The organism is Bacillus sp. FSL K6-0972, from assembly GCF_037976035.1.
GTDB classification, from domain to species: Bacteria; Bacillota; Bacilli; order Bacillales; family Bacillaceae; genus Bacillus; species Bacillus haynesii.
In genome coordinates, this window is the sequence record NZ_CP150260.1 from 794,056 (window position 1) to 817,307 (window position 23,252).

Annotated in this window: 20 protein-coding genes and 1 pseudogene; 19 read left to right on the top strand and 2 right to left on the bottom strand. The window is 46.6% G+C overall.

Annotated features, from left to right (window positions below; translation table 11 throughout):
* Nucleotides 1-35 precede the first annotated feature (35 nt).
* The 7 genes and pseudogenes from MKX80_RS03970 to MKX80_RS04000 all read left to right on the top strand — a co-directional run bounded on the left by MKX80_RS03970 (nucleotide 36) and on the right by MKX80_RS04000 (nucleotide 6,459).
* The gene (locus tag MKX80_RS03970) at nucleotides 36-1,457 is read left to right on the top strand and encodes a PLP-dependent aminotransferase family protein (RefSeq protein WP_268324639.1); all 1,422 of its coding nucleotides are present in this window, start codon (nucleotides 36-38) and stop codon (nucleotides 1,455-1,457) included.
* Between the two features lie 98 nt (nucleotides 1,458-1,555).
* Nucleotides 1,556-2,475: pseudogene (locus tag MKX80_RS03975) on the top strand (DMT family transporter); the annotation flags it as partial.
* A gap of 119 nt (nucleotides 2,476-2,594) precedes the next feature.
* The gene (locus tag MKX80_RS03980) at nucleotides 2,595-3,314 is read left to right on the top strand and encodes a YebC/PmpR family DNA-binding transcriptional regulator (RefSeq protein ID WP_154996464.1); all 720 of its coding nucleotides are present in this window, start codon (nucleotides 2,595-2,597) and stop codon (nucleotides 3,312-3,314) included.
* 145 nt (nucleotides 3,315-3,459) lie between these two features.
* The gene (locus MKX80_RS03985; protein WP_020450493.1) at nucleotides 3,460-3,669 is read left to right on the top strand and encodes a helix-turn-helix transcriptional regulator; all 210 of its coding nucleotides are present in this window, start codon (nucleotides 3,460-3,462) and stop codon (nucleotides 3,667-3,669) included.
* Entirely contained in the window at nucleotides 3,653-3,976 is a 324-nt protein-coding gene (locus tag MKX80_RS03990) for a DUF2178 domain-containing protein (protein WP_234112716.1), read from the top strand. Before MKX80_RS03985 ends, MKX80_RS03990 begins: the two co-directional genes overlap by 17 nt.
* 157 nt (nucleotides 3,977-4,133) lie before the next feature.
* The gene (locus MKX80_RS03995; RefSeq protein WP_268342534.1) at nucleotides 4,134-5,591 is read left to right on the top strand and encodes an aldehyde dehydrogenase family protein; all 1,458 of its coding nucleotides are present in this window, start codon (nucleotides 4,134-4,136) and stop codon (nucleotides 5,589-5,591) included.
* Nucleotides 5,592-5,607: 16 nt separating this feature from the next.
* A complete protein-coding gene (locus MKX80_RS04000) occupies nucleotides 5,608-6,459 on the top strand; it encodes a methyl-accepting chemotaxis protein (protein ID WP_023855786.1) in 852 nt (283 codons plus the stop codon).
* A gap of 152 nt (nucleotides 6,460-6,611) precedes the next feature.
* On the opposite strand, the gene cyoE is transcribed toward MKX80_RS04000, so the two are convergent.
* Nucleotides 6,612-7,529 carry a heme o synthase gene (gene cyoE, locus MKX80_RS04005; protein WP_182069070.1) on the bottom strand — a complete coding sequence of 306 codons (918 nt, stop codon included), beginning with the start codon at nucleotides 7,527-7,529 and terminating at the stop codon, nucleotides 6,612-6,614.
* 146 nt (nucleotides 7,530-7,675) lie between these two features.
* Here cyoE and MKX80_RS04010 point away from each other — a divergent pair, with 146 nt between their 5' ends.
* The 4 genes from MKX80_RS04010 to MKX80_RS04025 all read left to right on the top strand — a co-directional run bounded on the left by MKX80_RS04010 (nucleotide 7,676) and on the right by MKX80_RS04025 (nucleotide 12,772).
* Nucleotides 7,676-8,281 (top strand): TetR/AcrR family transcriptional regulator, encoded by a 606-nt coding sequence (locus MKX80_RS04010; protein WP_182069069.1) that lies wholly within the window; start codon nucleotides 7,676-7,678, stop codon nucleotides 8,279-8,281.
* 215 nt (nucleotides 8,282-8,496) lie between these two features.
* Complete coding sequence (locus MKX80_RS04015; protein WP_216931024.1) at nucleotides 8,497-8,997, top strand: hypothetical protein; 501 nt, start codon at nucleotides 8,497-8,499, stop codon at nucleotides 8,995-8,997.
* Nucleotides 8,998-9,373: 376 nt separating this feature from the next.
* On the top strand, nucleotides 9,374-10,798 hold the full coding sequence (locus MKX80_RS04020; protein WP_268342535.1) for a DASS family sodium-coupled anion symporter: 1,425 nt from the start codon (nucleotides 9,374-9,376) through the stop codon (nucleotides 10,796-10,798).
* Between the two features lie 84 nt (nucleotides 10,799-10,882).
* Nucleotides 10,883-12,772 carry an ABC-F family ATP-binding cassette domain-containing protein gene (locus MKX80_RS04025; protein ID WP_268342536.1) on the top strand — a complete coding sequence of 630 codons (1,890 nt, stop codon included), beginning with the start codon at nucleotides 10,883-10,885 and terminating at the stop codon, nucleotides 12,770-12,772.
* A gap of 256 nt (nucleotides 12,773-13,028) precedes the next feature.
* On the opposite strand, the gene folE2 is transcribed toward MKX80_RS04025, so the two are convergent.
* Nucleotides 13,029-13,931 carry a GTP cyclohydrolase FolE2 gene (folE2, locus tag MKX80_RS04030; RefSeq protein WP_268342537.1) on the bottom strand — a complete coding sequence of 301 codons (903 nt, stop codon included), beginning with the start codon at nucleotides 13,929-13,931 and terminating at the stop codon, nucleotides 13,029-13,031.
* Nucleotides 13,932-14,063: 132 nt separating this feature from the next.
* On the opposite strand from folE2, the gene MKX80_RS04035 reads away from it, so the two are divergent.
* From MKX80_RS04035 to bioB, 8 genes are all read left to right on the top strand, one after another.
* Nucleotides 14,064-15,176 (top strand): NAD(P)/FAD-dependent oxidoreductase, encoded by a 1,113-nt coding sequence (locus tag MKX80_RS04035; protein WP_326849644.1) that lies wholly within the window; start codon nucleotides 14,064-14,066, stop codon nucleotides 15,174-15,176.
* Entirely contained in the window at nucleotides 15,170-16,843 is a 1,674-nt protein-coding gene (locus MKX80_RS04040; RefSeq protein WP_268342539.1) for a nucleoside recognition domain-containing protein, read from the top strand. The genes MKX80_RS04035 and MKX80_RS04040 overlap by 7 nt, the downstream gene beginning before the upstream one ends.
* A 65-nt stretch (nucleotides 16,844-16,908) precedes the next feature.
* Entirely contained in the window at nucleotides 16,909-18,111 is a 1,203-nt protein-coding gene (locus tag MKX80_RS04045; protein WP_268315864.1) for a GTP-binding protein, read from the top strand.
* A gap of 183 nt (nucleotides 18,112-18,294) precedes the next feature.
* Entirely contained in the window at nucleotides 18,295-19,065 is a 771-nt protein-coding gene (gene bioW / locus MKX80_RS04050) for a 6-carboxyhexanoate--CoA ligase (RefSeq protein WP_268342540.1), read from the top strand.
* On the top strand, nucleotides 19,062-20,408 hold the full coding sequence (gene bioA / locus MKX80_RS04055; protein ID WP_268342541.1) for an adenosylmethionine--8-amino-7-oxononanoate transaminase: 1,347 nt from the start codon (nucleotides 19,062-19,064) through the stop codon (nucleotides 20,406-20,408). Before bioW ends, bioA begins: the two co-directional genes overlap by 4 nt.
* Nucleotides 20,398-21,537: an 8-amino-7-oxononanoate synthase gene (bioF, locus tag MKX80_RS04060; protein ID WP_268342542.1), complete on the top strand. Its 1,140-nt coding sequence runs from the start codon at nucleotides 20,398-20,400 to the stop codon at nucleotides 21,535-21,537. The genes bioA and bioF overlap by 11 nt, the downstream gene beginning before the upstream one ends.
* Nucleotides 21,534-22,241: a dethiobiotin synthase gene (gene bioD / locus MKX80_RS04065; RefSeq protein WP_154996432.1), complete on the top strand. Its 708-nt coding sequence runs from the start codon at nucleotides 21,534-21,536 to the stop codon at nucleotides 22,239-22,241. Before bioF ends, bioD begins: the two co-directional genes overlap by 4 nt.
* Nucleotides 22,238-23,239 (top strand): biotin synthase BioB, encoded by a 1,002-nt coding sequence (gene bioB / locus MKX80_RS04070; RefSeq protein WP_154996430.1) that lies wholly within the window; start codon nucleotides 22,238-22,240, stop codon nucleotides 23,237-23,239. The genes bioD and bioB overlap by 4 nt, the downstream gene beginning before the upstream one ends.
* The last annotated feature ends 13 nt before the right edge of the window (nucleotides 23,240-23,252 follow it).

The following is a 23,252-nucleotide window of genomic DNA, read 5'->3' on the forward strand; positions in this document are numbered from 1 at the left end:
AAGCCAACCACTTATCGATAAAAGGAGATCCATTTATGCCCCGCGTGCCAAAATACAAACAAATCATTCAATTTATAAAAGAGAAGATTGCAAATGGAGAATGGCCGATCGGCACCAAAATTCCGAGTCAGCGTTCATTGGCAGAACATTTCGGTGTGAATAGAAGCACGGTGATTACAGCTTTGGAAGAATTAATAGCCGATGGATTAATAGAAGGCAGAATGGGGAAAGGCACGATCGTTATAAACAATACATGGACATTGTTGGCCAAACATTCAACGCCTGATTGGGATAAATACGTAGCAGCCGGATTCCAGCAGCCCAGCCGGAAAACGGTTCAAGAGATTAATCAATCTGAATCGAATTCAACATTAATACAGCTCAGCAAAGGCGAGCTTTCGAATGATTTGTTTCCGCTGGACATCATGAAGGGGATGATGGAGAAGGTTGCTCAAAACATGGATGCCTTTGGATATGAGGAGCCGAAAGGCTATCTTCCTTTAAGAGAGGCGTTGAGCAGCTATTTACAAACGGTCGGCATCCACGCTTCCCCGTCTTCTATCTTAATTGTTTCCGGTGCGCTGCAAGCATTGCAGTTAATCGCAATGGGGCTTTTGCAAAGCGGATCAACCGTTTTTCTTGATCAGCCGTCTTACCTTTATTCTCTGCATGTCTTTCAATCTGCAGGGATGAGGATGACCGGATTGCAAATGGATGCAGAAGGCCTGATGCCAGAGACCATCAAGATGACACCAAACATGCGGGCGAGAGCGATTTTGTATACCAATCCTTGTTTTCAAAATCCGACCGGAGTGTTAATGTCCAAAAAGCGGAGGGAAGAGATTCTGGCTTTCAGCAAACAACATCAGCTGCCTATCATTGAAGATGATATATACCGCGAATTATGGATTGATGCCCCGCCGCCTGCTCCGATGAAAGCGATGGACAAAAACGGCCGCGTCTTATACATTGGCAGTTTTTCGAAAACGTTGAGCCCGGGGTTAAGAATCGGCTGGATCGTCGGCCCGGAACCGGTCATTGAACGTTTATCAGATATTAAAATGCAGACGGACTACGGCTCAAGTTCACTGTCCCAGAGAGTGGCAGCCGAATGGCTGACATCTGGGCATTATCAGAAACATTTGGAAAACGTCAGAGAACAGTTAAAAATAAGAAGAAACTTTGTGTTGCATGTGTTAGAAACAGAGTTGGAAGGACTCGCAAAATGGAGCGTTCCAGCAGGCGGCTTCTTTATTTGGCTGAAGATATTGCCGCCGGTATCGATGAAAACTCTTTATGCCAAAGCACTTTCAAAAGGAATTCTCTTTAATTCCGGGGCCATATACGGACAGGAAAGGGGCGAGTACATGAGGCTGTCATATGCATTTGCTTCTTGTGAAGACCTGAAGAAAGGGATTACGCAATTAAGCGGACTGATTAAAATGCTGTCTGGATGATGTGAATGTGTTGAAAATATTTATTCCAAAAGAAATAAATTTTACCTTATTTTTGTTAAACTTAAAAAGAATTTTAAATACATCATGACAGGAGAAAACTCATGCGTAAGCAAATGTCGGTTTATTTTTCTCTGGCTCTCGCCATGGCGATCGTCGGGAGCTCGGTTGTTGTCGGCAAGCTGATGGTGAAGACGATTCCGGTGTTTTTGTCGTCTGGCATTCGTTTTTTTATCGCGGCTGCCGTTTTAATGATCTTGCTTTTTGGATTGAGAAAGGCATTCCCGCTCTTTCGAAAAAAGATGTCTTTATTCTTTTGCTGCAGTCTTTTACGGGTGTCTTTCTGTTCAGCATCTGCATGCTTTACGGGGTTATGCTGACGACGGGGATGGAGAGCGGCATTATTACGAGCACGACGCCGATGGCTGTCGGTGTTTTGGCTTTCTTCTTATTAAAAGAAAAAATAGAAAAGAGAATGGCCGCCGGCATCGTGCTCGCCGTTATCGGCGTGATGGCGATCAACCTGTTCGGGATCGGCGGCGAAGCGGGGAGCCCTTATGCATTGATAGGAAATCTGTTAATCGCGGCCGCAGTGATCGGTGAAGCGATGTTTACGCTAATGGCGAAATTGCTGTCGCCTCATATTTCCGCATTGGCGATTTCGGCGTTTGTTTCGTTGTTCGGTTTTTTGTTTTTTCTGCCGTTTGCGGTCATTGAGGCTGTCTCGTTTGATTTTAGCGGGCCCGGGCTTCTTGATTGGTCATATGTCCTTTATTATGCGCTAATTGTTACAGTGCTTGCTTTTTACTTGTGGTACAATGGCGTGACGAAAGTGCCGGCGAGCGTTTCCGGGATTTTCACTTCGGTTCTCCCCGTATCGGCCGTTGTGCTGTCAGGCGTCATTTTGAAGGAGCAATTCACATTCCTTCATTTGATCGGAAGCGTGTTTGTGATTGCCGGAATCTTTGTCACGGTTGTGAAGAAGGAGCAGAAGAAAAACAGCGGAAAACTCGCGTCTTAGGGCGGATTTCCAAAAAAATGTCGTAAATTCGATGCATCAATTTGATGAAATCGCCCGGCCCTGCGGTATAATAGATTTTGTGAATGAAAGATTCAATGTTGAAAGAGAGTGGTTACATCATGGGCCGTAAATGGAACAATATAAAAGAGAAGAAAGCGTCCAAGGATGCGAATACGAGCCGAATCTACGCCAAGTTCGGCCGCGAAATCTATGTGGCGGCAAAGCAGGGAGAGCCCGATCCCGAACTGAACCAGAACCTGAAATTCGTGCTTGAGCGCGCCAAAACATACAATGTCCCGAAAGCGATTATTGAGCGGGCGATCGAAAAAGCGAAGGGCGGCTCTGAGGAAAATTACGACGAGCTACGCTATGAAGGCTTCGGTCCGAACGGAGCGATGGTGATCGTTGACGCGTTGACAAACAACGTCAACCGCACGGCTGCTGATGTGCGCTCCACATTTGGCAAAAACGGCGGAAACATGGGTGTGAGCGGATCTGTCGCTTACATGTTTGATCCGACGGCCGTCATCGGCTTTGAAGGCAAAATGGCTGATGAAACGCTCGAATTATTGATGGAAGCGGATATCGATGTCCGTGATGTTTTAGAAGAAGACGATGCGGTGATCGTCTATGCTGAGCCCGATCAGTTCCACGCCGTACAGGAGGCGCTGCAAAACGCCGGCATCACAGAGTTCACGGTGGCCGAGCTGACCATGCTCGCGCAAAATGACGTCGCCCTTCCAGAGGATGCGCGCGCCCAGTTTGAAAAGCTTATTGACGCGCTGGAAGATTTGGAAGACGTTCAGCAAGTTTACCATAATGTCGATTTAGGGGCGTAAAAAGAAATCGGGGAGGAAAAGGATAGATGAACAGGACGAGTGCCTGTTTTGTCTATCTTTTTTATTTGTAAAGTGAACTTGACATCTGATTGTTTGTTAAGTATACTTTACGTATAGTAAACTTTACATTTCCAATGGAGGAAAGATGAAAACGTTAATAAAGGAAAAGCGCACTTCGCTGAACATGACACAAGAAGAATTGGCTAAAAGGCTCGATGTGTCAAGGCAAACAGTGATTTCCCTTGAAAAGGGAAAGTATAAACCTTCACTCGTTCTGGCGCATAAACTGGCTCAAATTTTTGAATGTCTGATTGAAGATTTATTTATTTTTGAGGGGGATGAAAATATTGACTGAAACGATGGCAAACATATTGATCGCTTTAGCGGGTTTAGGAATAGGCGTGCTCGGGATCGTAATTGTTTACAGCGTAAACAGACGGATTGGCAAAAAAGAGAGGCTGTTCGATGAACGTCAACAGAAGATTAGCTATCAGGCTAAGGCGCTATCCTGGAACATTACAATGGCCGCCATTTTAATTGCCTGGGCGTTGGTGATCATTTTCCAAGGGATATCCTTTTCATTTTTCTTAATAACAGGTTTATATATCCTGCAATGTTTATCAATGCTGATCACAACCGTTTACCTTGCGCAGAAAAATTAAGCGGTGCTGTTCCCCTTGTATCCGGATTTTACCGATTTGTCGGTGAAATCTTTTTTTATATCCAAAAGACCCATAAGATTGAATTTTCTTGAAAGACTGCCGATACATATGATGTAGTCTAACTTTTCCCAAAACTGTTTGATAGGAGATGGACTGAATGATTCAAATGACTGATCTCAACCGTCAATACATAGGAGGGGAATGGAGAGACGGCCAAAGTGAAAGCGTATTGGCCGATCTGAATCCTTTTACCCATAAAACGATTGCCTCTTTTCGGAAAGCGACGCGGGAGGATGTCGATGCGGCGTACAAAGCTGCGCTTGAGGCGAAAAAGAAATGGGATGGCGTCAATCCCTATGAAAAAAGGGCGATTTTAGAAAAAGCCGCAGCTTATATTGAAGACAATAGGGAAGCAATTGTGTTTCTCATTATGGAGGAGCTTGGCGGAACACGGCTGAAAGCAGCTTTTGAAATCGATCTTGTCGTTAATTTGATCAAAGAAGCGGCAGGCTTCCCGCTCAAATTGGAAGGCAAAATTCTCCCTTCACCGGTTGATGGGAAAGAAAATCGGATATACCGCATTCCTGCGGGAGTGGTCGGCGTCATCAGTCCGTTCAACTTTCCGTTCTTTTTATCTGTAAAATCGGTTGCGCCTGCGCTTGGCGCCGGGAACGGCGTTGTCCTAAAGCCGCATGAAGAAACACCGATTTGCGGCGGCACGCTGATTGCAAAGATTTTTGAAGAAGCCGGTCTTCCGGGGGGACTTCTGAATGTTGTCGTCACGGATATCGGGGAAATCGGCGACAGCTTCGTTGAGCATCCGATTCCGAGAATCATCTCGTTTACCGGATCAACGAAGGTCGGCAGCTATATCGGGCAGCTGGCGATCAAACATTTCAAAAAACCGCTGCTTGAGCTCGGCGGAAACAGCGCACTGATCGTTCTCGAGGATGCCGATTTGGAATACGCCGTCAATGCCGCGGCTTTCAGCCGCTTCACACATCAAGGGCAAATTTGCATGTCGGCCAACCGGATTCTCGTTCAAAAAGAAGTGTATCCGGAATTTTTAAAGCTGTTCAGTCAAAAAATCTCCGGGCTTAAAACTGGTGATCCGCTGGATCCTGAAACTGTGATCGGCCCTGTCATTAATGAACGCCAAGCTGAACATTTAAGAAAATCGATTGAAAAAGGAATCGAAGAAGGCGCCACACCGTTTCTCAAAGGCGATATTAAAGGCAATCTTGTCGAGCCGACGATTCTTGCGGATGTCACGCCTGATATGTCTGTCGCCAAGGAAGAGCTGTTCGGCCCGGTTGTATGCGTCATGCCGTTTGAGACCGAAGCAGAAGCGGTTGAGATCGCGAATGACACTTCGTTCGGACTGAGCGGAGCCGTACATACGGGAAATGTGGAGCGCGGCGTTGCCATCGCAAAGCAAATCGAGACGGGCATGATCCATGTCAATGACACCACGATCAACGACGAGCCGCATGTCGCTTTCGGCGGTGAAAAGCAATCGGGGATCGGAAGGCTGAACGGCGAGTGGAGCCTTGACGAATTTACGACATTAAAATGGATTTCCGTCCAGCACCAGAAAAGGATTTTTCCATATTAAAAGGAGGATTTGATACATGAATGAAGCAGTAAAAACGGACATCCACCCGCTGCTGGATGCTTTTGTGAAAGTGGCGCCGTTTCTGAATCAGCTGATCCAGGACGATGTGACAGTGGGGATTTACGATACTGAAAAGCTGATCGTCAACATTCCGGGAAAGACATTTTCCCTTGATGTCAAAGCGGGTGACCCTTTGCAGGAAGGCGATATTATTACAGACGCCATCCGTCAAAACAAAAAGAAAGTGAGCATGGTACCTAAGGAGCTGTTCGGCTTCCCTCTTGCGGCGAGAGCGATCCCGCTTCACGACGAGAACGGAAGGGTTATCGGCGGAGTCGGGCTCGGCACGAGCCTTGAAAAATCGGATCAGCTTCACCGCGTCGCGGAAAGCCTGTCGGTCATCGTCGAGCAGACGGCATCAGCCATTCAGGATATCGCCGAATCTGTCAGCGGATTCTCCGGGCAAATGTCCGACATCTCCAAGCAGGCGAAAGAAGTCAGTGAAAGCGCCGGAGAAATCGAGAAAATTTCAGTCACCGTAAAAGGCATTTCAGATCAAAGCAACCTGCTCGGACTGAACGCGGCGATTGAAGCGGCGAGAGCCGGTGAATCAGGAAAAGGGTTCTCCGTCGTTGCCGACGAAATCCGCAAGCTTGCGACACACTCAAAAGAAAACGTCGGTCAGATTGACCAAATCACAAAAAAAATCCACGCGTTATTGAAAGACCTTGAGCATTCGATCGAAGTCATCAATGAACATACGAGCGGCCAGGCCGCCGGCGTTGAACAAATTTCCGCCACGATGCAGGAGATCAGCAGCAACGCGCAAAACCTCGCCAAGATGGCGGAACACCATTTTGAAGACTAGATATAGAAAAAAAACTGCCTGACAATGTGTCGGCAGTTTTTTTATTTAACATTACTGCATTAGCGATCGAAATGACTAACGCTAAATATGGATCATGAGTATGTTATACTGCAGTTCCTTCAAACGTGTAAAGAAGAGACGAAATCAAATAACTATATATTAAAAATAACTCCGATAAGAGAATAGATAATGACAGTTGAAAAAAGAATTGTCATATGAATCAGAGAGTAAATAAACATGGATTTTGCCCAATTCTCTGAATCCATTTTTTTGTAACCATACACACTAAGAATCAACCATATAACACCTAATAGAAGGGCAACCAGCATAATGCCAAGGCTTAAAGAAATAAAAAGGAGACTTGTCCCGATAAGGATGATTAAATAAATATTAGTTTGTATATATGTTCTTTTAACTCCTTTGACAACAGGTAGCATTGGAACTTTCGCAGCCTTATACTCATCATTTTTTCGAATGGCTATAGCATAAAAATGAGGCATTTGCCATATCACAGATGTCACAAAAAGACCGAGAACAGCAGGATGTGTGATGTCCGGATAGACAGCTGACCATCCAATGAGAGGCGGCATAGCTCCGCCGAGACTCCCGACCTCTGTATTGTAAACTGTTCTTCTTTTACTCCACATGGTATACGGGACAATATAAAAAAACAATCCTAGAAACCCTAGGAATGCCGCCAGATAAGTGGTGAACGCAAGAATTATTACTCCGGAAATCGCCATAAAGATACCGAGCCATAGAACTGTTTTAGGCTTTATTTCTCCTGTAACAGTTGGTCTGTTTTTGGTTCTCTCCATAAGAGCATCTATATCTCGGTCATATAAGTTGTTAAAAGCTCCTGCCGCTCCCATTACTAAAATAGAACCAATTAAAGCAAAAATGATTTCTGGTAATTTCTCAGAAAGGCTGATTTTAAAAGTGTATAAAGATAATGTTAATCCAGAAAACATCGGAATAAGGTTAGATTTAATAATTCCTGTTTTCATGGTTTTTGACAATATGATGGACACAGGCTGCTTATCCGTTTTGATATTATTTTCAATTTGCATGATTCTTCTCCTTTTTTAATGGCCACACGTTGATTTAGAGAAGTACTAGTGATTAATGGATTAAATTATGATACCTTTCAGAATATACATACTATATGGTATATTAATTCTTAGTGGTATGATTGTCAAGAAGAGGAGGAAGAAGAATGCTTAGAAGAAGGTTAACCCAAAAAGAGCGAAAAGAGGAAACGCGTCAATTGCTGTTAGAATCGGCTGTTGAGATTTTTTCAGAGCTTGGCTTTCATGGGGCTTCTGTTGAAAAAATTGCTGAACATGCCGGATTTAGCAAAGGAGCGGTTTATTCAAATTTTAAATCTAAGGAAGAGCTCTTTCTGGCCTTATTGGAACAACAAATGAATCTACATGTGAATAACATCGATCAAATCATAGATAAACAGCATTCACTTTCACATTTTATTGAAACAATGAATGATCATTTTGTCTCAGTGGTGAAAGAAAATCATAAATGGATGATTTTAAATATGGAGTTTCTTCTTTATGTGATGCGTAATGAGTCAATGCGCTACAAATGGTCTTGCATGATTAGGGAGTCTGTGGACCGGATCTCCAAGTCTGTTGCGAAACTAATGTCGAAAGAGAATCATGAGATTACGCTATCTTCGGAAGAAATCGCTTGGACTATTTTTTCACTGGAAAATGGTCTTGCGATATTCAATTTTATTAATGGAGAAAGCGTCCCGATGAATTTATATGGAAAAGCACTAAAAAATTTGCTTTCAGCCTATGAATGACGGTAGGAAAAATTAAATGTTAGATTCAACTTTATACAATTTAATTCAACAAATAGCTGAAGGTAGCAACAAGAGTGCCTGAGGCCAATTTATGAATAAATTGGCAGCATTAATGGGGAAAGGCTTATAGAAATGCTTTAGTGTTTCTTCAAAAACATTAATGTGTTTTAAAACCCAAAAGGTGAATTAATCGTATATTAAAAGGTGGTGATATTTTGAAATTTAACAAATTAATGAAGAGTTACTTAAATGAAATAAACACTAATGGCAAATTAATAAAAGAATATAATATTTCAGATATATTTGAACGCATAGTACCTGAAGTGATAGAGTGGGATAGCTGTGTTCTTATTAAAAATATAGAAAGTACGGATTTGCCTGATTACTTTTCGCCCAATCGGTTTATCAAAAACAGAACCGAATTAGAGATCATACACAATCATTTTCATTTAGATGAATATACAAATAAAGAATGTTCGCCTTTGCAACTTCTCTCTAAAGGAATTCAAATAATGAAAAAAATAGAGTCTGTTTTAAAAGAGCAGTTTCCACGATTGAGCTTTTATTTAGCGATGTCTTTTGACAAAAATGATTTGGACTGTACCATTAGATTCCATACGATTAGAGAAAATGAAGAATGCTGGCTGGACGAAGATCTTGAAAGTTATCGAGAAGCTATTTTAGTCTATATTGTTTCAAAAGTCGAATTGGGGTGATTCGTTGACCATTCCATAAACAGAGGGGAAATTTGTTCCATATCAACAAATTCATTTTTTAGACCAAAAAATCAAAATAGAGATTCATCAATCATTACATAGAAATGAATCAGATCGGCAGTTATAAGAAATTGAACATTTTTCTTACTTTGATAATCTTGAATGTACAATAGTTTCTCATATTATGTATGAGATCTCTCAATGAAGCTTTTTCATTACCAAAATAAAAGGAGTTTATCTGAATTAATCAGCGGCTGCTCTTTCTAGCCTCAGTTTCAATGTTAATTTAAATTTTATTTTAAATTTTTTAGAGGAATTTTCCCCGGTCAAAGCGAAAGTGATGGAATGGAAACCGCTTTCAAGGGGGATGGGATAGATGAGAGTATATACAACGACTAAACTGACCGGATTGTTATTGGGGCCGATCAGTTTTTTGCTGATTCTCGGCTTGATACCGGAAGCTGAGCTGGCCTACGCGCCGCGGATCGTTCTTGCGGTTACAGCTTGGACGGCCGTCTGGTGGATTACGGAAGCCGTGCCGATTCCGGCTGCGTCGCTCTTGCCAGTCATTTTGCTGCCGACATTGGGCGGTTTAGATATGGAAACGACGGCTAAAGCATACGGCGATCCGATTGTGTTTATGTATATGGGGGGATTTATCATTGCAATCGCCATCGAAAAATGGAACCTTCATAAACGGATGGCTTTGCATATTTTGAAGCGGATCGGGGCTGAAAGCCATAGAATCGTGCTCGGTGTGATGGTAGCGACGGCGTTTTTATCGATGTGGATTTCAAATGCTGCCACCGCTTTAATGATGCTTCCCGTAGCGCTAGCAGTCATTAAAGAAGTACAGGAAAAAGAAATTTTAAAAGGCGAATCGCTGCAGAAGTTCAGCAAAAGCATTTTGCTGGCTGTCGCGTATGCGGCGTCGATCGGCGGACTTGCTACATTGGTCGGTTCCGTTCCGAATGCGGTCTTTGCCGCGATGTCCAAACAGATGCTCAATCACGAAATTATGTTTTTTGAATGGTTTTTATTCGGGTTCCCGGTTTCCGTTCTGTTTCTTGCCATTTTATATGTTTATTTAACGAAAATGAAATTTAAAGTGAGCACCTTTCAAGGAAAAAAACCTGATTTTATCGATCATGATTTAAAGGCGCTTGGCGCAATGACGAGGGAGGAAAAATCGGTTTTTGCCGTTTTTTTGTTAACCGCATGTTTGTGGATGTTCAAATTCATCCTGCCGTTTCAAATTTCAGATACATCGATCGCGATTTTCGGAGCGGTTCTGCTGTTTTTAATTCCAAGTACAAAAGATGAACGGATTTTGGAATGGAAGGATATGCAGACGCTGCCATGGGGGCTGCTTCTGTTGTTTGGAGGCGGCTTGTCGCTTGCGGCCGGTTTTTCGGCGACCAATCTGACGGCGTGGATCGGCGGCAAGCTCAAGCTGTTGGAAGGCCACCCTTACTTATTTGTGCTGATTATTTTGACGGCTGCGATTTTATTTATGACCGAAATCATGTCGAATACGGCTGTCGCCAATATGGTGATTCCGATGACGATCGGCCTTGGCGCCGCGCTTCAAGTCGAGCCGTACGGGCTGATGGCGGCAGCTGCGCTTGCTTCATCATGCGCCTTTATGCTTCCGATCTCCACCCCGCCGAATGCCGCCGTCTTCAGCTCCAATCTGCTGACGATGAAGGATATGGTCAGGGCGGGCTTTTGGCTCAATATTGCAGGTGTCGTCTTGATCGTGATCAGCGTATATTTCTGGCTTCCGGCCGTCTTTCTATAATGTCCGTGAAAAAGCTCTCACTAGTTTTCTCGCATCATCTGCATTAAAATAAGGTTATGACATTACGTTAGGATTGGTAGACAGATGAGCATTTTTAAAGCGGAAGGTTTATATAAAACTTACGGAGATAAAACATTATTTGACCATATATCGTTCCATATCGAAGAAAACGAACGGATCGGTTTGATCGGACCGAACGGAACGGGAAAAAGCAGTTTGCTGAAAGTGATCGCCGGCCATGAATCGACCGAAAAAGGAGACATCACCAAGCCCGGCAGCCTCCATATCGAGTACTTGGATCAGGATCCTGATTTGGACGGCCCTGAAACCGTGCTTGAGCACATTTATTCGGGAGATTCCGTGATGATGCGGACGATGAGGGCGTATGAGCAGGCTCTTCAGGAGCTGAATGCGTCGCCTGATGATCCGAGGAAGCAGGAAAACCTGCTGGCGGCACAGGGGAAAATGGACGAACATGGCGCCTGGGACGCGAATACGGCGGCAAAAACGATTTTGACGAAGCTTGGCGTCGCGGATGTGGCAAAAGAAGTGAGCTCGCTATCCGGGGGGCAAAAAAAGCGGGTTGCGATCGCGAAAACATTGATTCAGCCTGCTGACCTCCTTATTTTGGATGAGCCGACAAACCACCTTGACAATGAAACAATCGAATGGCTTGAAGGCTATTTGAGCGGATATCCGGGCTCCGTCGTCCTCGTCACCCATGACCGCTACTTTTTAAACAGGGTGACCAACAGAATCTATGAACTGGATCGCGGGCGCCTATACACATACAAAGGGAACTACGAAGTGTTTTTGGAAAAGCGGGCCGAAAGAGAAGCGCTCGCCGAACAAAGCGAAACGAAGCGGCAAAACCTTCTCAGAAGGGAGCTTGCTTGGCTGAGAAGGGGAGCCAAAGCCCGTTCGACAAAACAAAAAGCAAGAATTCAGCGAGTGGAGGAACTAAAGGAACAGGACGCGCCTGAAACTGGTTCTTCCCTTGATTTCGCCATCGGTTCCCACCGTCTCGGCAAGCAGGTCATTGAAGCGGAAGGCGTTGATATCAGCCGCGGCGGCAATCAGCTTGTCCGTTCATTCGATGAATTGATTGTGCCGGGGGATCGGATCGGCATCATCGGACCGAACGGGATCGGAAAAACAACGCTTTTAAACGCGCTTGCCGGGCGCATTAAGCCTGACGGAGGGCAGATCACGATCGGCCAGACCGTAAGAATCGGCTATTATACACAGGATCACAGTGAAATGAACGATGCGCTGCAAGTCGTGGAATACATCAAGGAGACGGCTGAGGTCGTCAAAACGGCCGACGGACAAGTGGTCACAGCTGAGCAGATGCTGGAAAGGTTCCTCTTTCCGCGGGGCATGCAGCGCAACTTGATCCGCAAGCTGTCAGGCGGGGAAAAGAGGCGCCTTTATCTCTTGAAAGTGTTGATGGAGGAGCCGAACGTCCTGTTCCTCGATGAGCCGACAAACGACCTTGATACCGAGACGCTCGGGGTGCTGGAAGATTACTTGGAGCAGTTTCCCGGCGTTGTCGTGACCGTATCTCATGACCGCTATTTCCTTGACCGCGTAATCGACAGGCTGCTTGTATTTGAAGGCGGCGGAAACGTTTCGCGTTTTCAAGGTTCATACAGCGAATATATGGAGAAGCAAAAGGAAACGAGCCGTCAAAAGCCGGCGCCTGAAGCCGCTGAACCTGTCAAACCTGAGAAAAAGAAAAGGAAGAAGCTGTCTTATAAAGATCAGCTGGAATGGGACGGCATCGAAGACAGAATCGCCGGTCTGGAAGAAAAGCATAAACGGCTTGAAGAGGAAATCGCAGCCGCCGGCAGCGACTTCGCCAAGATTCAGGCATTGATGGAAGAGCAGGCGCAAACAGCCGCAGAACTCGATGCGGCAATGGAGCGCTGGACAGAGCTGTCTCTGATGATCGAGGAGCTGGAACAATCGTAATGGAAGCTGCCGGGAAATCCCGGCGGTTTTGATGTAAAAAAAAAGGAGTTCGAACAAATATGCCTTTTGAAGAGGTGCTCAGCTGTCTGCTGATGGCCGCATGATGTGTTCTCTTGTTTTGTAAAAGCAATGGGTACCGCAAAGAAACCAGAAGAGGCTGGCTGGCATTCTTTATGATGTTCAGCATCGTCTGCTTGATCACACTTATCATTAAAGTTTATTGATAAAAGCTCGGCCATTCTTTCGGCCGGGCTTTTTAACATTTGGAAAACGACAGCCGCGCCACGGCATCATGCATGTGAATCGATTCTTCGTTCCGGCATTCGATCTCAAAGGCGGAGATCCAGTTCATTTCGTATAAGTCGGCAGCCGTTAAGCGAATGACGTCTTCTACAAATCTTGGATTCTCATAAGCCTGTTCAGTGACTCTCTTTTCATCGGGCCTTTTTAAGACGGGATGGAGCTGTGCGCTTGCGTTCGTTTCCGCTGCGGCAAGAAGCTCGCTTTTAAAATCTTCCGGCATCTCCGCCTGTTCATTGATATGCGCGGTGATCTTGATGATGCCGCGCTGGTTATGGGCGCTGTATTCGCTGATTTCTTTTGAACACGGGCAGAGCGTCGTCACATGGGCGGTGATACCGGCGGTTTGTGAAAAGCCTTTGTTTTCATGATAAGAGACTGTCATATGGATATCGGCGTGCATCAGTCCGGACAATTTGGTTTCCGGGCTGAGGCGTTCGAAATACCATGGAAAAGTGACGGAGACGGATGCGCTTTGCTGCTCCATATTGTCAGCTAAATCCTTCGCAAAATCTTTCAGTGTATGGAAGTCAACCGTCCAGTTTGCTTCGTAGTAGCGCTGCAGCTGTTCTGTCAGGCGGCTCATATTGATTCCTTTGCAGTCGCGCGCAAGGCTCGTCGTAAAGGAAAAAGCGCCGATCGTCGTTTGTGTAAACGGCTTGAGCGAGGATGCAATCAGTATCGGATGCGAAACGTTTGAGACACCGACATGGTCAATGTCAAAAAAATAGTCGTTCGGTGTATTTTGAATATCCTTCATCTGTTCTTTATCGGTCGGTTTTATTCCTTTCACGGCTTCGACAGATCCGAAGCGGCGGTGGCGTTCGGGTTTTGCGGGCAAATGCAGTTTACGTTCCATTGATGAGACCCCTTTCTGTGGTAAATCGAAATAGTTCCTATTTATTTTGAGGGAATGCTGTGATAAAATCAAGTGGTCATGTCTAAAGCATGTAATTTAAATCGAAATGATTTCGTTTAGGGAGTGGTTGTTTTGCAGCATAGCGAAATCGTCATTGTTGGAGCGGGACCCGCAGGTATTGGAATGGGGATCATTCTGAAAAAACTCGGTTTTCAATCGTTTACAATTTTGGAAAAAGACCGTGCAGGAGCTTCATTCCGAAGCTGGCCTGAAGAAATGAAACTGATAACACCGTCCTTTACCGGGCAGGGATTCGGGGCTTTGGATTTAAATGCTGTTGCTCCGGGAACATCCCCTGCCTTTACTTTTCACCGCGAGCACTTGAGCGGGCGGGAGTATGGAGATTATTTGGCGCTTTTGGCCGATCATTTTCAACTTCCAATTCAAGAAGGCACATCGGTTCGCAGCGTTCATAAAGCCGACAGCGGTTTTTCAGTTGAAACTAATAAAGGCATGATGATGGCCAAAGACGTTATTTGGGGAGCCGGTGAATTCCAATTTCCGAAATATTCGTTTCACGGTGCAGAGATTGGCATCCACAACAGCAAGGTCGCCAGATGGAGCCAATTTGAAAAAGCCCATTATTACGTAGTAGGCGGCTATGAAAGCGCAATGGACGCGGCGGTTCAACTGGCGTCCTATGGCAGCGATGTGACGGTTGTGATGCCGAATTCGCTCAGCGAAAACGCTGAAGCCGATCCAAGTCGGTCGCTTTCACCTTATACATGGGAGCGTCTTGAAGATGCGTATGAAAAAGGGAAAGTTCAGTTTTTGGAAAAAGCCGTTGTAGAAAAACTGGCGAAAAACGGACCAGCCTATGATTTATATTTGTCAGACGGGAGGAAAATACGCTCGGAAACACGGCCGATTATCGCGACAGGCTTTCATTCCGGCGCAAAACAAATCGAGCATTTGTTTGAATGGGGAGAGAACGGCAAGCCGCTTTTAACGAATGAAGACATGTCGACCGTGACGGACGGTCTTTATTTAATCGGGCCGAGCGTTCAGCACCAAAACGCCGTCTTCTGTTTCATTTATAAATTCAGGCAGCGATTCGCCGTCATCGCTGAGCATTTGTTGAAAAAACAAAGGTTTTCGATCGATGAAAAGGTGCTGACAGAATACAGGGAAAATCAAATGTTTCTCACGGATTTGAGCTGCTGTGAGGTGCAGTGTGAATGCTGAAGGAGCCAACGCGGCGGCAGCGCATGCTCTTCATCGGACTCGAATCGGTCGGAAAAACAACGCTATTTTCCGCGATCACTGATCAGAGTGCAGGCGAAGCAGCCAATGTGAAAGGATCGACGATATTTGCGGCTGAACGGGAGATCAAAAGCCTTCCGGGCTGGCAAGCCATTGATACACCGGGCATTCGGGAGGATGACAGGGTGTCGAAAAGAGCGCTGAAAAAAGAGATCGAAAAGGCCGATGAGGTGGTTGTCGTCTTGCGCGGCACCCATTTTTCAGAAGAGCTGAACGCGGTCTTGGACCTGATTCCGCCGGATGCCCGGCGCGTCTGCTTTATCGTTACGTTTCAGGATAAAATGACGGACGCCATGCGCCGGACGCTTTCTGAGCAAGTGGCCAAGCACAGTCTCCCGGTCCTGCTGGTTGATACGAGAACCGTGACAGACGATAAAAAAGAACGGATCATCGCTTTTTTAAGAAAAGAGGCTGAATTTCATCCGCTCAAACGGAGGCGGATGAAACAGATTGAACTTGAAAGTGTGACTGTTCAGCAGTTTGTGTTTCATCGTCCCGTAGTGGGGCCTGTTGTGAGCACTGCACTTTTATGTTTGTTATTTATGGCGCCGATCGTATTGGCTTATCATACATCAGAGTGGATGCAGCAATACGCAGACAAATGGGCCGTTGAACCGCTCCAAAATACGGTCGGAGGCTTGCCGTCATGGCTGAGCGCGGCATTGGCGGGGAATTATGGCCTGTTATCCCTTGGCATTTACTCGTTTGTTTGGGCGTTTCCTGTCGTTCTGTTTATGTCTATAGCGAATGCGGCAGCAGATGATTCGGGTTTAAAGGACCGGATCGTCAATTCATTGGACCTGCTGATGCGGAAGATCGGTCTGAACGGCCGCGATTTAGTTCCGCTTTTGACCGGATTTGGCTGTAATGTCGTTGCCGTTCAGCAGACGCGGTCGTGCAGCATGTGTACGAGAAAGCGTTGTGTATCATTTATTTCTTTCGGATCAGCGTGCAGCTACCAAATCGGCGCGACACTGTCAATTTTTCATGCTGCGGGAAGGGAGTGGCTGTTTATTCCTTACCTCGCTGTTCTTGTAGCCGCAGCGGCCGCTCATAACCGGATATGGTATCGCGTCGATCAGAAATGGGCCGCTTACTTTGAGCACCGGCAAACGTTTTTGCAGATGCCGTCCTGGAAAGGGATCGTCTTTCGAGTAAAAGAAGTGCTTCAGCAATTTATCTTTCAGGCGATGCCGATCTTTCTCATCATTTGCCTGGCGGCGACAGTATTGAATGAACTCGGTGTCTTCCGTCTTGTGACATTGCTTGTCTCACCTGTTTTAAGCCTGTTCGGTGCTCCGGAAGAGGCGGCGCCGGGCCTTGTTTTTTCTCTGATCAGGAAAGACGGCATTCTCTTGTTCAATGAAGGGAATGGAGCGCTTCTTGATGTGCTGCCGGGGGCAACGCTCTTTCTGCTCATTTACTTGGCATCAACCTTTACTCCATGCATGGTGACGGTTTGGACAATTGCCAAGGAACTGGGGATGAAAACGGCTGCAGCCATTATGGGAAAACAGATGGCCACTTCAGTTGTTTCGGTTTTGATCATCATGATCATCTGGAAGCTGACGCTTTGCATTTTTAAATAAATTGTGGTGAAATAAAATATAAATCGTAATTATTACGATTTGATACGAGGAAGGAGAATGAAAAAATGAGTAAAAAGATTCCTGTAACAGTATTAAGCGGATACCTGGGGGCGGGTAAAACGACGCTGCTGAATCACATATTGCAAAACCGCCAAGGGCTGAAAGTCGCCGTTATCGTTAATGACATGAGCGAAGTCAACATTGACGCCGGGCTTGTCAAGCAAGGCGGCGGCCTGTCGAGAACGGATGAAAAGCTGGTCGAAATGTCAAACGGCTGCATTTGCTGCACACTCAGAGAGGATTTGCTTGTTGAAGTCGAAAAACTGGCGAAGCAAGGAAATATTGATTATATCGTGATCGAATCGACCGGTATCAGCGAACCGATCCCGGTCGCTCAGACGTTCTCTTACATCGACGAAGAATTGGGCATTGATTTGACCCGGTTCTGCCGCCTGGACACAATGGTCACGGTTGTCGACGCCAATCGTTTTTGGCACGATTTTCAGTCGGGGGACAGCCTGCTGGACCGGAAAGAGGCTGTCGGTGAAGAGGATGAACGCGACATCGCCGATCTGCTCATCGATCAAATCGAGTTTTGCGATGTGCTGATTTTGAATAAATGCGACCTTGTCTCTGAGGAAGATCTGAAAAAGCTTGAGAAAGTGCTGAAAACGTTGCAGCCTAAAGCAAACATCATCAGAGCGGTCAAAGGAGAGGTCGATCCGAAGGTCATCTTAAACACCGGTCTCTTCAATTTTGACGAAGCAAGCGGTTCAGCAGGCTGGATCAGGGAATTAAACCAAGGACACCACCAGCATACGCCAGAGACTGAAGAATACGGAATATCTTCGTTTGTATACGAAGCGCGCCGTCCTTTTCATACAGAGCGGTTTTATAATTGGATTCGTTCGCTGCCGGAAAACGTCGTCAGGGCGAAAGGAATCGCCTGGTGTGCGACGCGCAACAGCCTTGCCCTTTTGATGTCGCAGGCGGGTCCTTCCGTGTCGCTGGAACCGATCTCTTATTGGGTGGCTGCGCTGTCCAAGCCGGAACAGGAACAAATCCTCAGTCAGAACCCTGAGCTATTAAAAGAATGGAATGAAGAATTCGGAGACCGCCACACAAAGCTCGTCTTTATCGGGTTGGATCTGTCGCCGTCAGAAATTACCGCCGAAGCGGATCGATGCCTTTTAACAGATTCGGAGATGGCGGACGACTGGTCGCTTTTATCCGACCCGTTCGATTGGCAGATTGAAAGAGCAAGATAAGTGGACTTCCATATTAAGACAAAAGAGAGACATCTCTTTTGTCTTTTTTTATTTCAAACAAACCGGTGTTTTGTACACCATGTTGACATATCAGAAAAGGAATACTAATATTTTATTGTAATGTTAACTAAAATTATTTATAGGTTAACATATAAGTGCGGTGTTTGAAGGGGGGATGAAAGCATGAAGGGGAAAGCGTATTACAGTGTGAGAATGAGAGCCTCCGAGAACGGTCCCCATGAAGAGGGGGGAAAACACATATCCGGAGGAGAGCGGCTTGCGCCTTTTATCGGTTTAAAGGATGCCGTCAGCGATTTATTGGAAAAAGCATTGTCTCATTCGCGGGGCAAGCCGGACTTTATGCAAATTCGGTTCGATCTTGTAAACGAACCGATAAAGCTTGTTCAACCTTTGCACATTGAAACGAATGAAACGGAATCAGCGGAAGAAGGACAAGCGCTTGCCCGTGAGCTGATCAGCCGCGCCGGCGTACCGGAAAACGCGGTTGACAAAGCGTTTCAAGGCATTGCCGAATACTCGGACGTAAGGGGCGCCGTTTTGTTTGACATTCATTCAGGCCGGAGGATTGATGGAAGAAAAGAAAAAGGAGTGCGCGTCTCACGGCTCGATTGGCCGGAAAACGATTTTCAAAGGTGGGCGGCTTCGTGCGGAATGCCGCCAAATCCGCGGTTGAAAGAGGCGCTTGCCATCGCTTCAAAGGTATGTGAGCACCCGGCCGTCGTCGCCGAATTATGCTGGTCAGATGACCCTGATTACATAACGGGCTATGTTGCCGCCAAAAAGCTGGGTTATCAGAGGATTACAAAGATGAAAGAGCATGGAGACGAAAGCGGCTGCCGGATTTTTTTTGTTGATGGATTAGCAGATGTAAAGAGCTGTATAGTCGGTTTGGAAAAACAGCCTGTATTCATTCGGTCGGGAGGTAAATCATGAATCAATCATTCGTTGAAAAAAGCAAACAATATCTTTGGCTGCCTTTTACCCAAATGAAAGACTATGACGAAAACCCGCTGATCATCGAAAGCGGGAAGGGCATCAAGCTGAAAGATATCGACGGCAGGGAGTACTACGACGGATTTTCTTCAGTATGGCTCAATGTCCATGGCCATCGCAAGAAGGAACTGGATGAGGCCATCAAAAAACAGCTCGGCAAAATCGCTCATTCGACATTGCTGGGGATGACAAATGTTCCTGCGACAGAGCTTGCCGAGGTGTTAATCAAGATCACGCCGGAAAATCTGACGCGTGTTTTTTATTCGGACAGCGGCGCTGCAGCAATGGAAATCGCGCTGAAAATGGCCTTTCAATATTGGAAAAACATCGGCAAGCCGGAGAAACAAAAATTCATTTCGATGAAAAACGGCTATCACGGAGATACGATCGGCGCTGTCAGCGTCGGTGCGATCGAGCTTTTCCACCATGTATACGGGCCGCTTATGTTTGAAAGCTTTAAGGTAAACGTTCCTTACGTATACCGCTCGAAAAGCGGCCACCCGGACGAGTGCCGCGATGAATGTCTCGCAGAACTCGAACAACTCCTGAGCGAGCGGCACGGTGAGATCGCCGCGCTGTCGGTCGAATCGATGGTCCAAGGGGCATCAGGGATGATCGTGATGCCTGAAGGATATTTGGCAGGCGTCCGGGAGCTTTGTACGAAATATGATGTTTTAATGATTGTCGATGAAGTGGCAACAGGCTTCGGCCGAACCGGGAAAATGTTTGCCTGTGAGCATGAACGTGTTCAGCCTGACTTGATGGCGGCTGGTAAGGCCATTACCGGAGGCTATTTACCAATCGCCGTAACTTTTGCGACAGAGGAAATTTATCAGGCATTTTATGATGACTACGACAAACTGAAAACGTTTTTCCACGGCCATTCGTACACGGGGAACCAGCTTGGTTGTGCCGTTGCTTTGGAAAATTTGCGCCTGTTCGAATCGGAAAAAATCGTCGCTCAAGTTGTCGAAAAATCGAAAATACTGGAATCGCTCTTTCATGATCTGGCAGCGCTCCCTCATGTCGGCGACATCCGTCAGCTCGGTTTTATGAGCGGGATCGAGCTCGTTCAGTCGAAGGAAACGAGGCAGCCTTATCCGTCTGAAGAGCGAATCGGATACCGGGTGTCTTTGAAAATGAGAGAGCTTGGCATGCTGACAAGACCGCTCGGGGATGTTGTCGCATTTCTTCCTCCGCTCGCCAGCACCGCCGATGACTTGCGCGCCATGGTGGCCATTATAAAAGAAGCGATTCAAGAGGTTACAGGCTGTGCACATTGACGAATGGCTCAGTAGCCGGCTCGCAAAGACGAAGGCAGCCGGGCTTTACCGCTCGCTTAAACTGCCTCAAGCTGAACGTACGAATTGGGCGTCAAACGATTATTTGGGTCTGGCCAACGACAAACGGCTGATTCACGCCGCAGAAACGGCGCTCCGCAGCTTTGGAGCCGGAAGCACAGGATCAAGGCTGACGTCCGGCAATACCGCATGGCATGAAAAACTTGAGCGGAAAATCGCCGGTTTTAAGCAGGCGGAATCGTCTCTCTTGTTTTCAAGCGGATATTTGGCCAATGTCGGCGTGCTTTCGTCTTTGCCTGAAATAGGAGACGTCATATTAAGCGACCAATTGAACCATGCCAGCATCATCGACGGCTGCCGCCTTTCAAAAGCTGATACAGTTGTTTACCGTCACAAGGATATGAATGACCTTGAAGAAAAGCTCCGCGCCGCACAGAGCCGTGCACGTCGCTTTATTGTGACAGACGGCGTGTTCAGCATGGACGGCACGATTGCGCCGCTTGATGAAATCATGCTGCTCGCCAAGCAGTACCGGGCCTTTGTCATCGTTGATGATGCCCACGCAACTGGGGTTTTGGGAGAAGCCGGCAGGGGAACGAGCGAGTTTTTCGGCGTCTCTCCCGATGTTGTCATCGGCACGTTAAGTAAAGCTGTAGGCGCAGAAGGCGGCTTCATCGCGGGCTCTAAAACATTGATCGATTTTTTGCTGAATCATGCGAGAACATTTATCTTTCAAACGGCTGTCCCGCCCGCAAGCTGTGCGGCGGCATGCAAAGCTTTAGACATCATCGAAGACAGCCGGGATAAACGCCGGCTTTTGCAATCATCGGTGAACACGCTCAAACGGGGTCTCGAGGATATCGGGTTTACGGTCAAGGGAGAAGATACGCCGATCATACCGGTTATGATCGGAGATCCCCAAAAAGCTGTTCGATTTGCAAGCGGCCTGAAGGAGAAGGGAATTGATGTCCCGGCCATCCGCCCGCCCGCTGTTGCAGAAGGAGAGAGCCGGATCAGGTTGACCGTCACCGCAGACCGCAGGTTGAGAGAGATTGAAGAACTATTAGAGGGGTTTAAATTAATGGGAAGAGAGTTGAACTTGGTGAAATGAAGGGTTTTTTTGTAACGGGAACAGATACGGGAGTCGGGAAGACGTTTGTCGCTTGCGGCCTTGCCGCTTTGTTGAAAGAGCAGCATGTTGATGTCGGCGTGTTTAAGCCGTTTTTGAGCGGCGAGCTCACTAGCGATCCGCAGAGTGATACAGCTCTTTTGAAGACCATGTCTGAAACGTCTCTCACTGATGAAGAGGTTACGCCTTTTGTATTTAAAGAGCCGCTTGCACCTTACACAGCTGCGAAGCTCGAAGGGAGGACCGTCGGGCTGGAAGATGCCGTGAACCATTGGAAAAAGATAAAGGATCGGCACGATTGCTTCATCGTTGAAGGGGCAGGCGGGATTGCGGTGCCGCTCGGAGAGGATTATTTCGTCAGCGACTTGATCAAAGCGCTCGATTTGCCGGCTGTCATTGTGGCGCGTCCCAATCTCGGAACGATCAACCATACGTATTTAACCGTCCAATACGCAAAACAAATGGGGATACGCGTGATCGGCATCGTGATCAACGGCATCAGCAGCCGGCCGGGACTTGACGAACAGACGAATCCGGACATGATTGAAAGATTTTGCGGTGTGCCACTCCTTGGCGTAATACCGAAGCTTGAAGACGCTTCACCAACACAAATTCAAAACATGATCAAGGATCATGTCGATGTTTCCTTGATTATGAATCAAATGCAAATGGGGGCAGAAAAATGAATCAGTGGATGGAACTTGCAGAACGTGTGCTGGATGGCGGAGAAGTAACTGAAAAAGAGGCGCTTTCCATCTTGGAATGTCCGGATGACGAAGTTCTCCTGCTTATGCATGCCGCTTTTCAAATCAGAAAACGCTACTACGGAAAAAAAGTAAAGCTCAATATGATTATGAATGCAAAATCCGGCCTTTGTCCGGAAAACTGCGGCTATTGCTCGCAGTCTTCGATATCAAAAGCGCCGATCGACAGCTACCGGATGGTCGACAAAACGACCTTGCTTGAAGGTGCAAAGCGTGCACACGATTTAAATATCGGAACGTACTGCATCGTGGCGAGCGGCAGAGGCCCGTCCAACAGAGAAGTCAATCAAGTGGTCGACGCCGTTAAAGAAATTAAAGAAACGTACGGCTTAAAAGTCTGTGCATGCCTCGGACTGCTAAAACCCGAGCAGGCTGAGCGGCTGAAGGAAGCCGGAGTGGACCGGTACAATCACAACATCAATACATCAAAAACCAACCATTCAAACATTACAACGTCCCATACGTATGATGACAGGGTGAACACTGTGGAAACAGCCAAAAAATCCGGGATGTCCCCATGTTCGGGCGTCATCGTCGGGATGAAAGAGACGAAGCAGGATGTCGTCGATATGGCGAAAAGCTTAAAGGCGCTTGATGCCGACTCGATTCCGGTTAATTTTTTGCATGCGATCGACGGGACTCCGCTGGAAGGGGTCAACGAATTGAATCCGCTTTATTGTTTAAAGGTTCTGGCTTTGTTCCGCTTTATCAACCCGACAAAGGAAATCCGCATTTCAGGGGGGCGCGAAGTTAACCTCCGCTCCTTGCAGCCGTTGGGGCTGTATGCCGCCAATTCGATCTTCGTCGGAGACTATTTAACAACGGCAGGACAGAATGAAACAGAGGACCATAAAATGCTCCATGATTTAGGATTTGAAGTCGAATCGGTGGAAGAAATGAAAGCCAGTTTACAGCAGTAACACGGGGGAGATA

Bases quoted from the DNA above. Each gene is read 5' to 3' on its own strand.
- MKX80_RS03970 (WP_268324639.1), top strand. From the start codon at position 36: ATGCCCCGCGTGCCAAAATACAAACAAATCATTCAATTTATAAAAGAG.
- MKX80_RS03980 (WP_154996464.1), top strand. From the start codon at position 2,595: ATGGGCCGTAAATGGAACAATATAAAAGAGAAGAAAGCGTCCAAGGAT.
- MKX80_RS03985 (WP_020450493.1), top strand. From the start codon at position 3,460: ATGAAAACGTTAATAAAGGAAAAGCGCACTTCGCTGAACATGACACAA.
- MKX80_RS03990 (WP_234112716.1), top strand. From the start codon at position 3,653: ATGAAAATATTGACTGAAACGATGGCAAACATATTGATCGCTTTAGCG.
- MKX80_RS03995 (WP_268342534.1), top strand. From the start codon at position 4,134: ATGATTCAAATGACTGATCTCAACCGTCAATACATAGGAGGGGAATGG.
- MKX80_RS04000 (WP_023855786.1), top strand. From the start codon at position 5,608: ATGAATGAAGCAGTAAAAACGGACATCCACCCGCTGCTGGATGCTTTT.
- cyoE (WP_182069070.1), bottom strand. From the start codon at position 7,529: ATGCAAATTGAAAATAATATCAAAACGGATAAGCAGCCTGTGTCCATC.
- MKX80_RS04010 (WP_182069069.1), top strand. From the start codon at position 7,676: ATGCTTAGAAGAAGGTTAACCCAAAAAGAGCGAAAAGAGGAAACGCGT.
- MKX80_RS04020 (WP_268342535.1), top strand. From the start codon at position 9,374: ATGAGAGTATATACAACGACTAAACTGACCGGATTGTTATTGGGGCCG.
- MKX80_RS04025 (WP_268342536.1), top strand. From the start codon at position 10,883: ATGAGCATTTTTAAAGCGGAAGGTTTATATAAAACTTACGGAGATAAA.
- folE2 (WP_268342537.1), bottom strand. From the start codon at position 13,931: ATGGAACGTAAACTGCATTTGCCCGCAAAACCCGAACGCCACCGCCGC.
- MKX80_RS04040 (WP_268342539.1), top strand. From the start codon at position 15,170: ATGCTGAAGGAGCCAACGCGGCGGCAGCGCATGCTCTTCATCGGACTC.
- MKX80_RS04045 (WP_268315864.1), top strand. From the start codon at position 16,909: ATGAGTAAAAAGATTCCTGTAACAGTATTAAGCGGATACCTGGGGGCG.
- bioW (WP_268342540.1), top strand. From the start codon at position 18,295: ATGAAGGGGAAAGCGTATTACAGTGTGAGAATGAGAGCCTCCGAGAAC.
- bioA (WP_268342541.1), top strand. From the start codon at position 19,062: ATGAATCAATCATTCGTTGAAAAAAGCAAACAATATCTTTGGCTGCCT.
- bioD (WP_154996432.1), top strand. From the start codon at position 21,534: ATGAAGGGTTTTTTTGTAACGGGAACAGATACGGGAGTCGGGAAGACG.
- bioB (WP_154996430.1), top strand. From the start codon at position 22,238: ATGAATCAGTGGATGGAACTTGCAGAACGTGTGCTGGATGGCGGAGAA.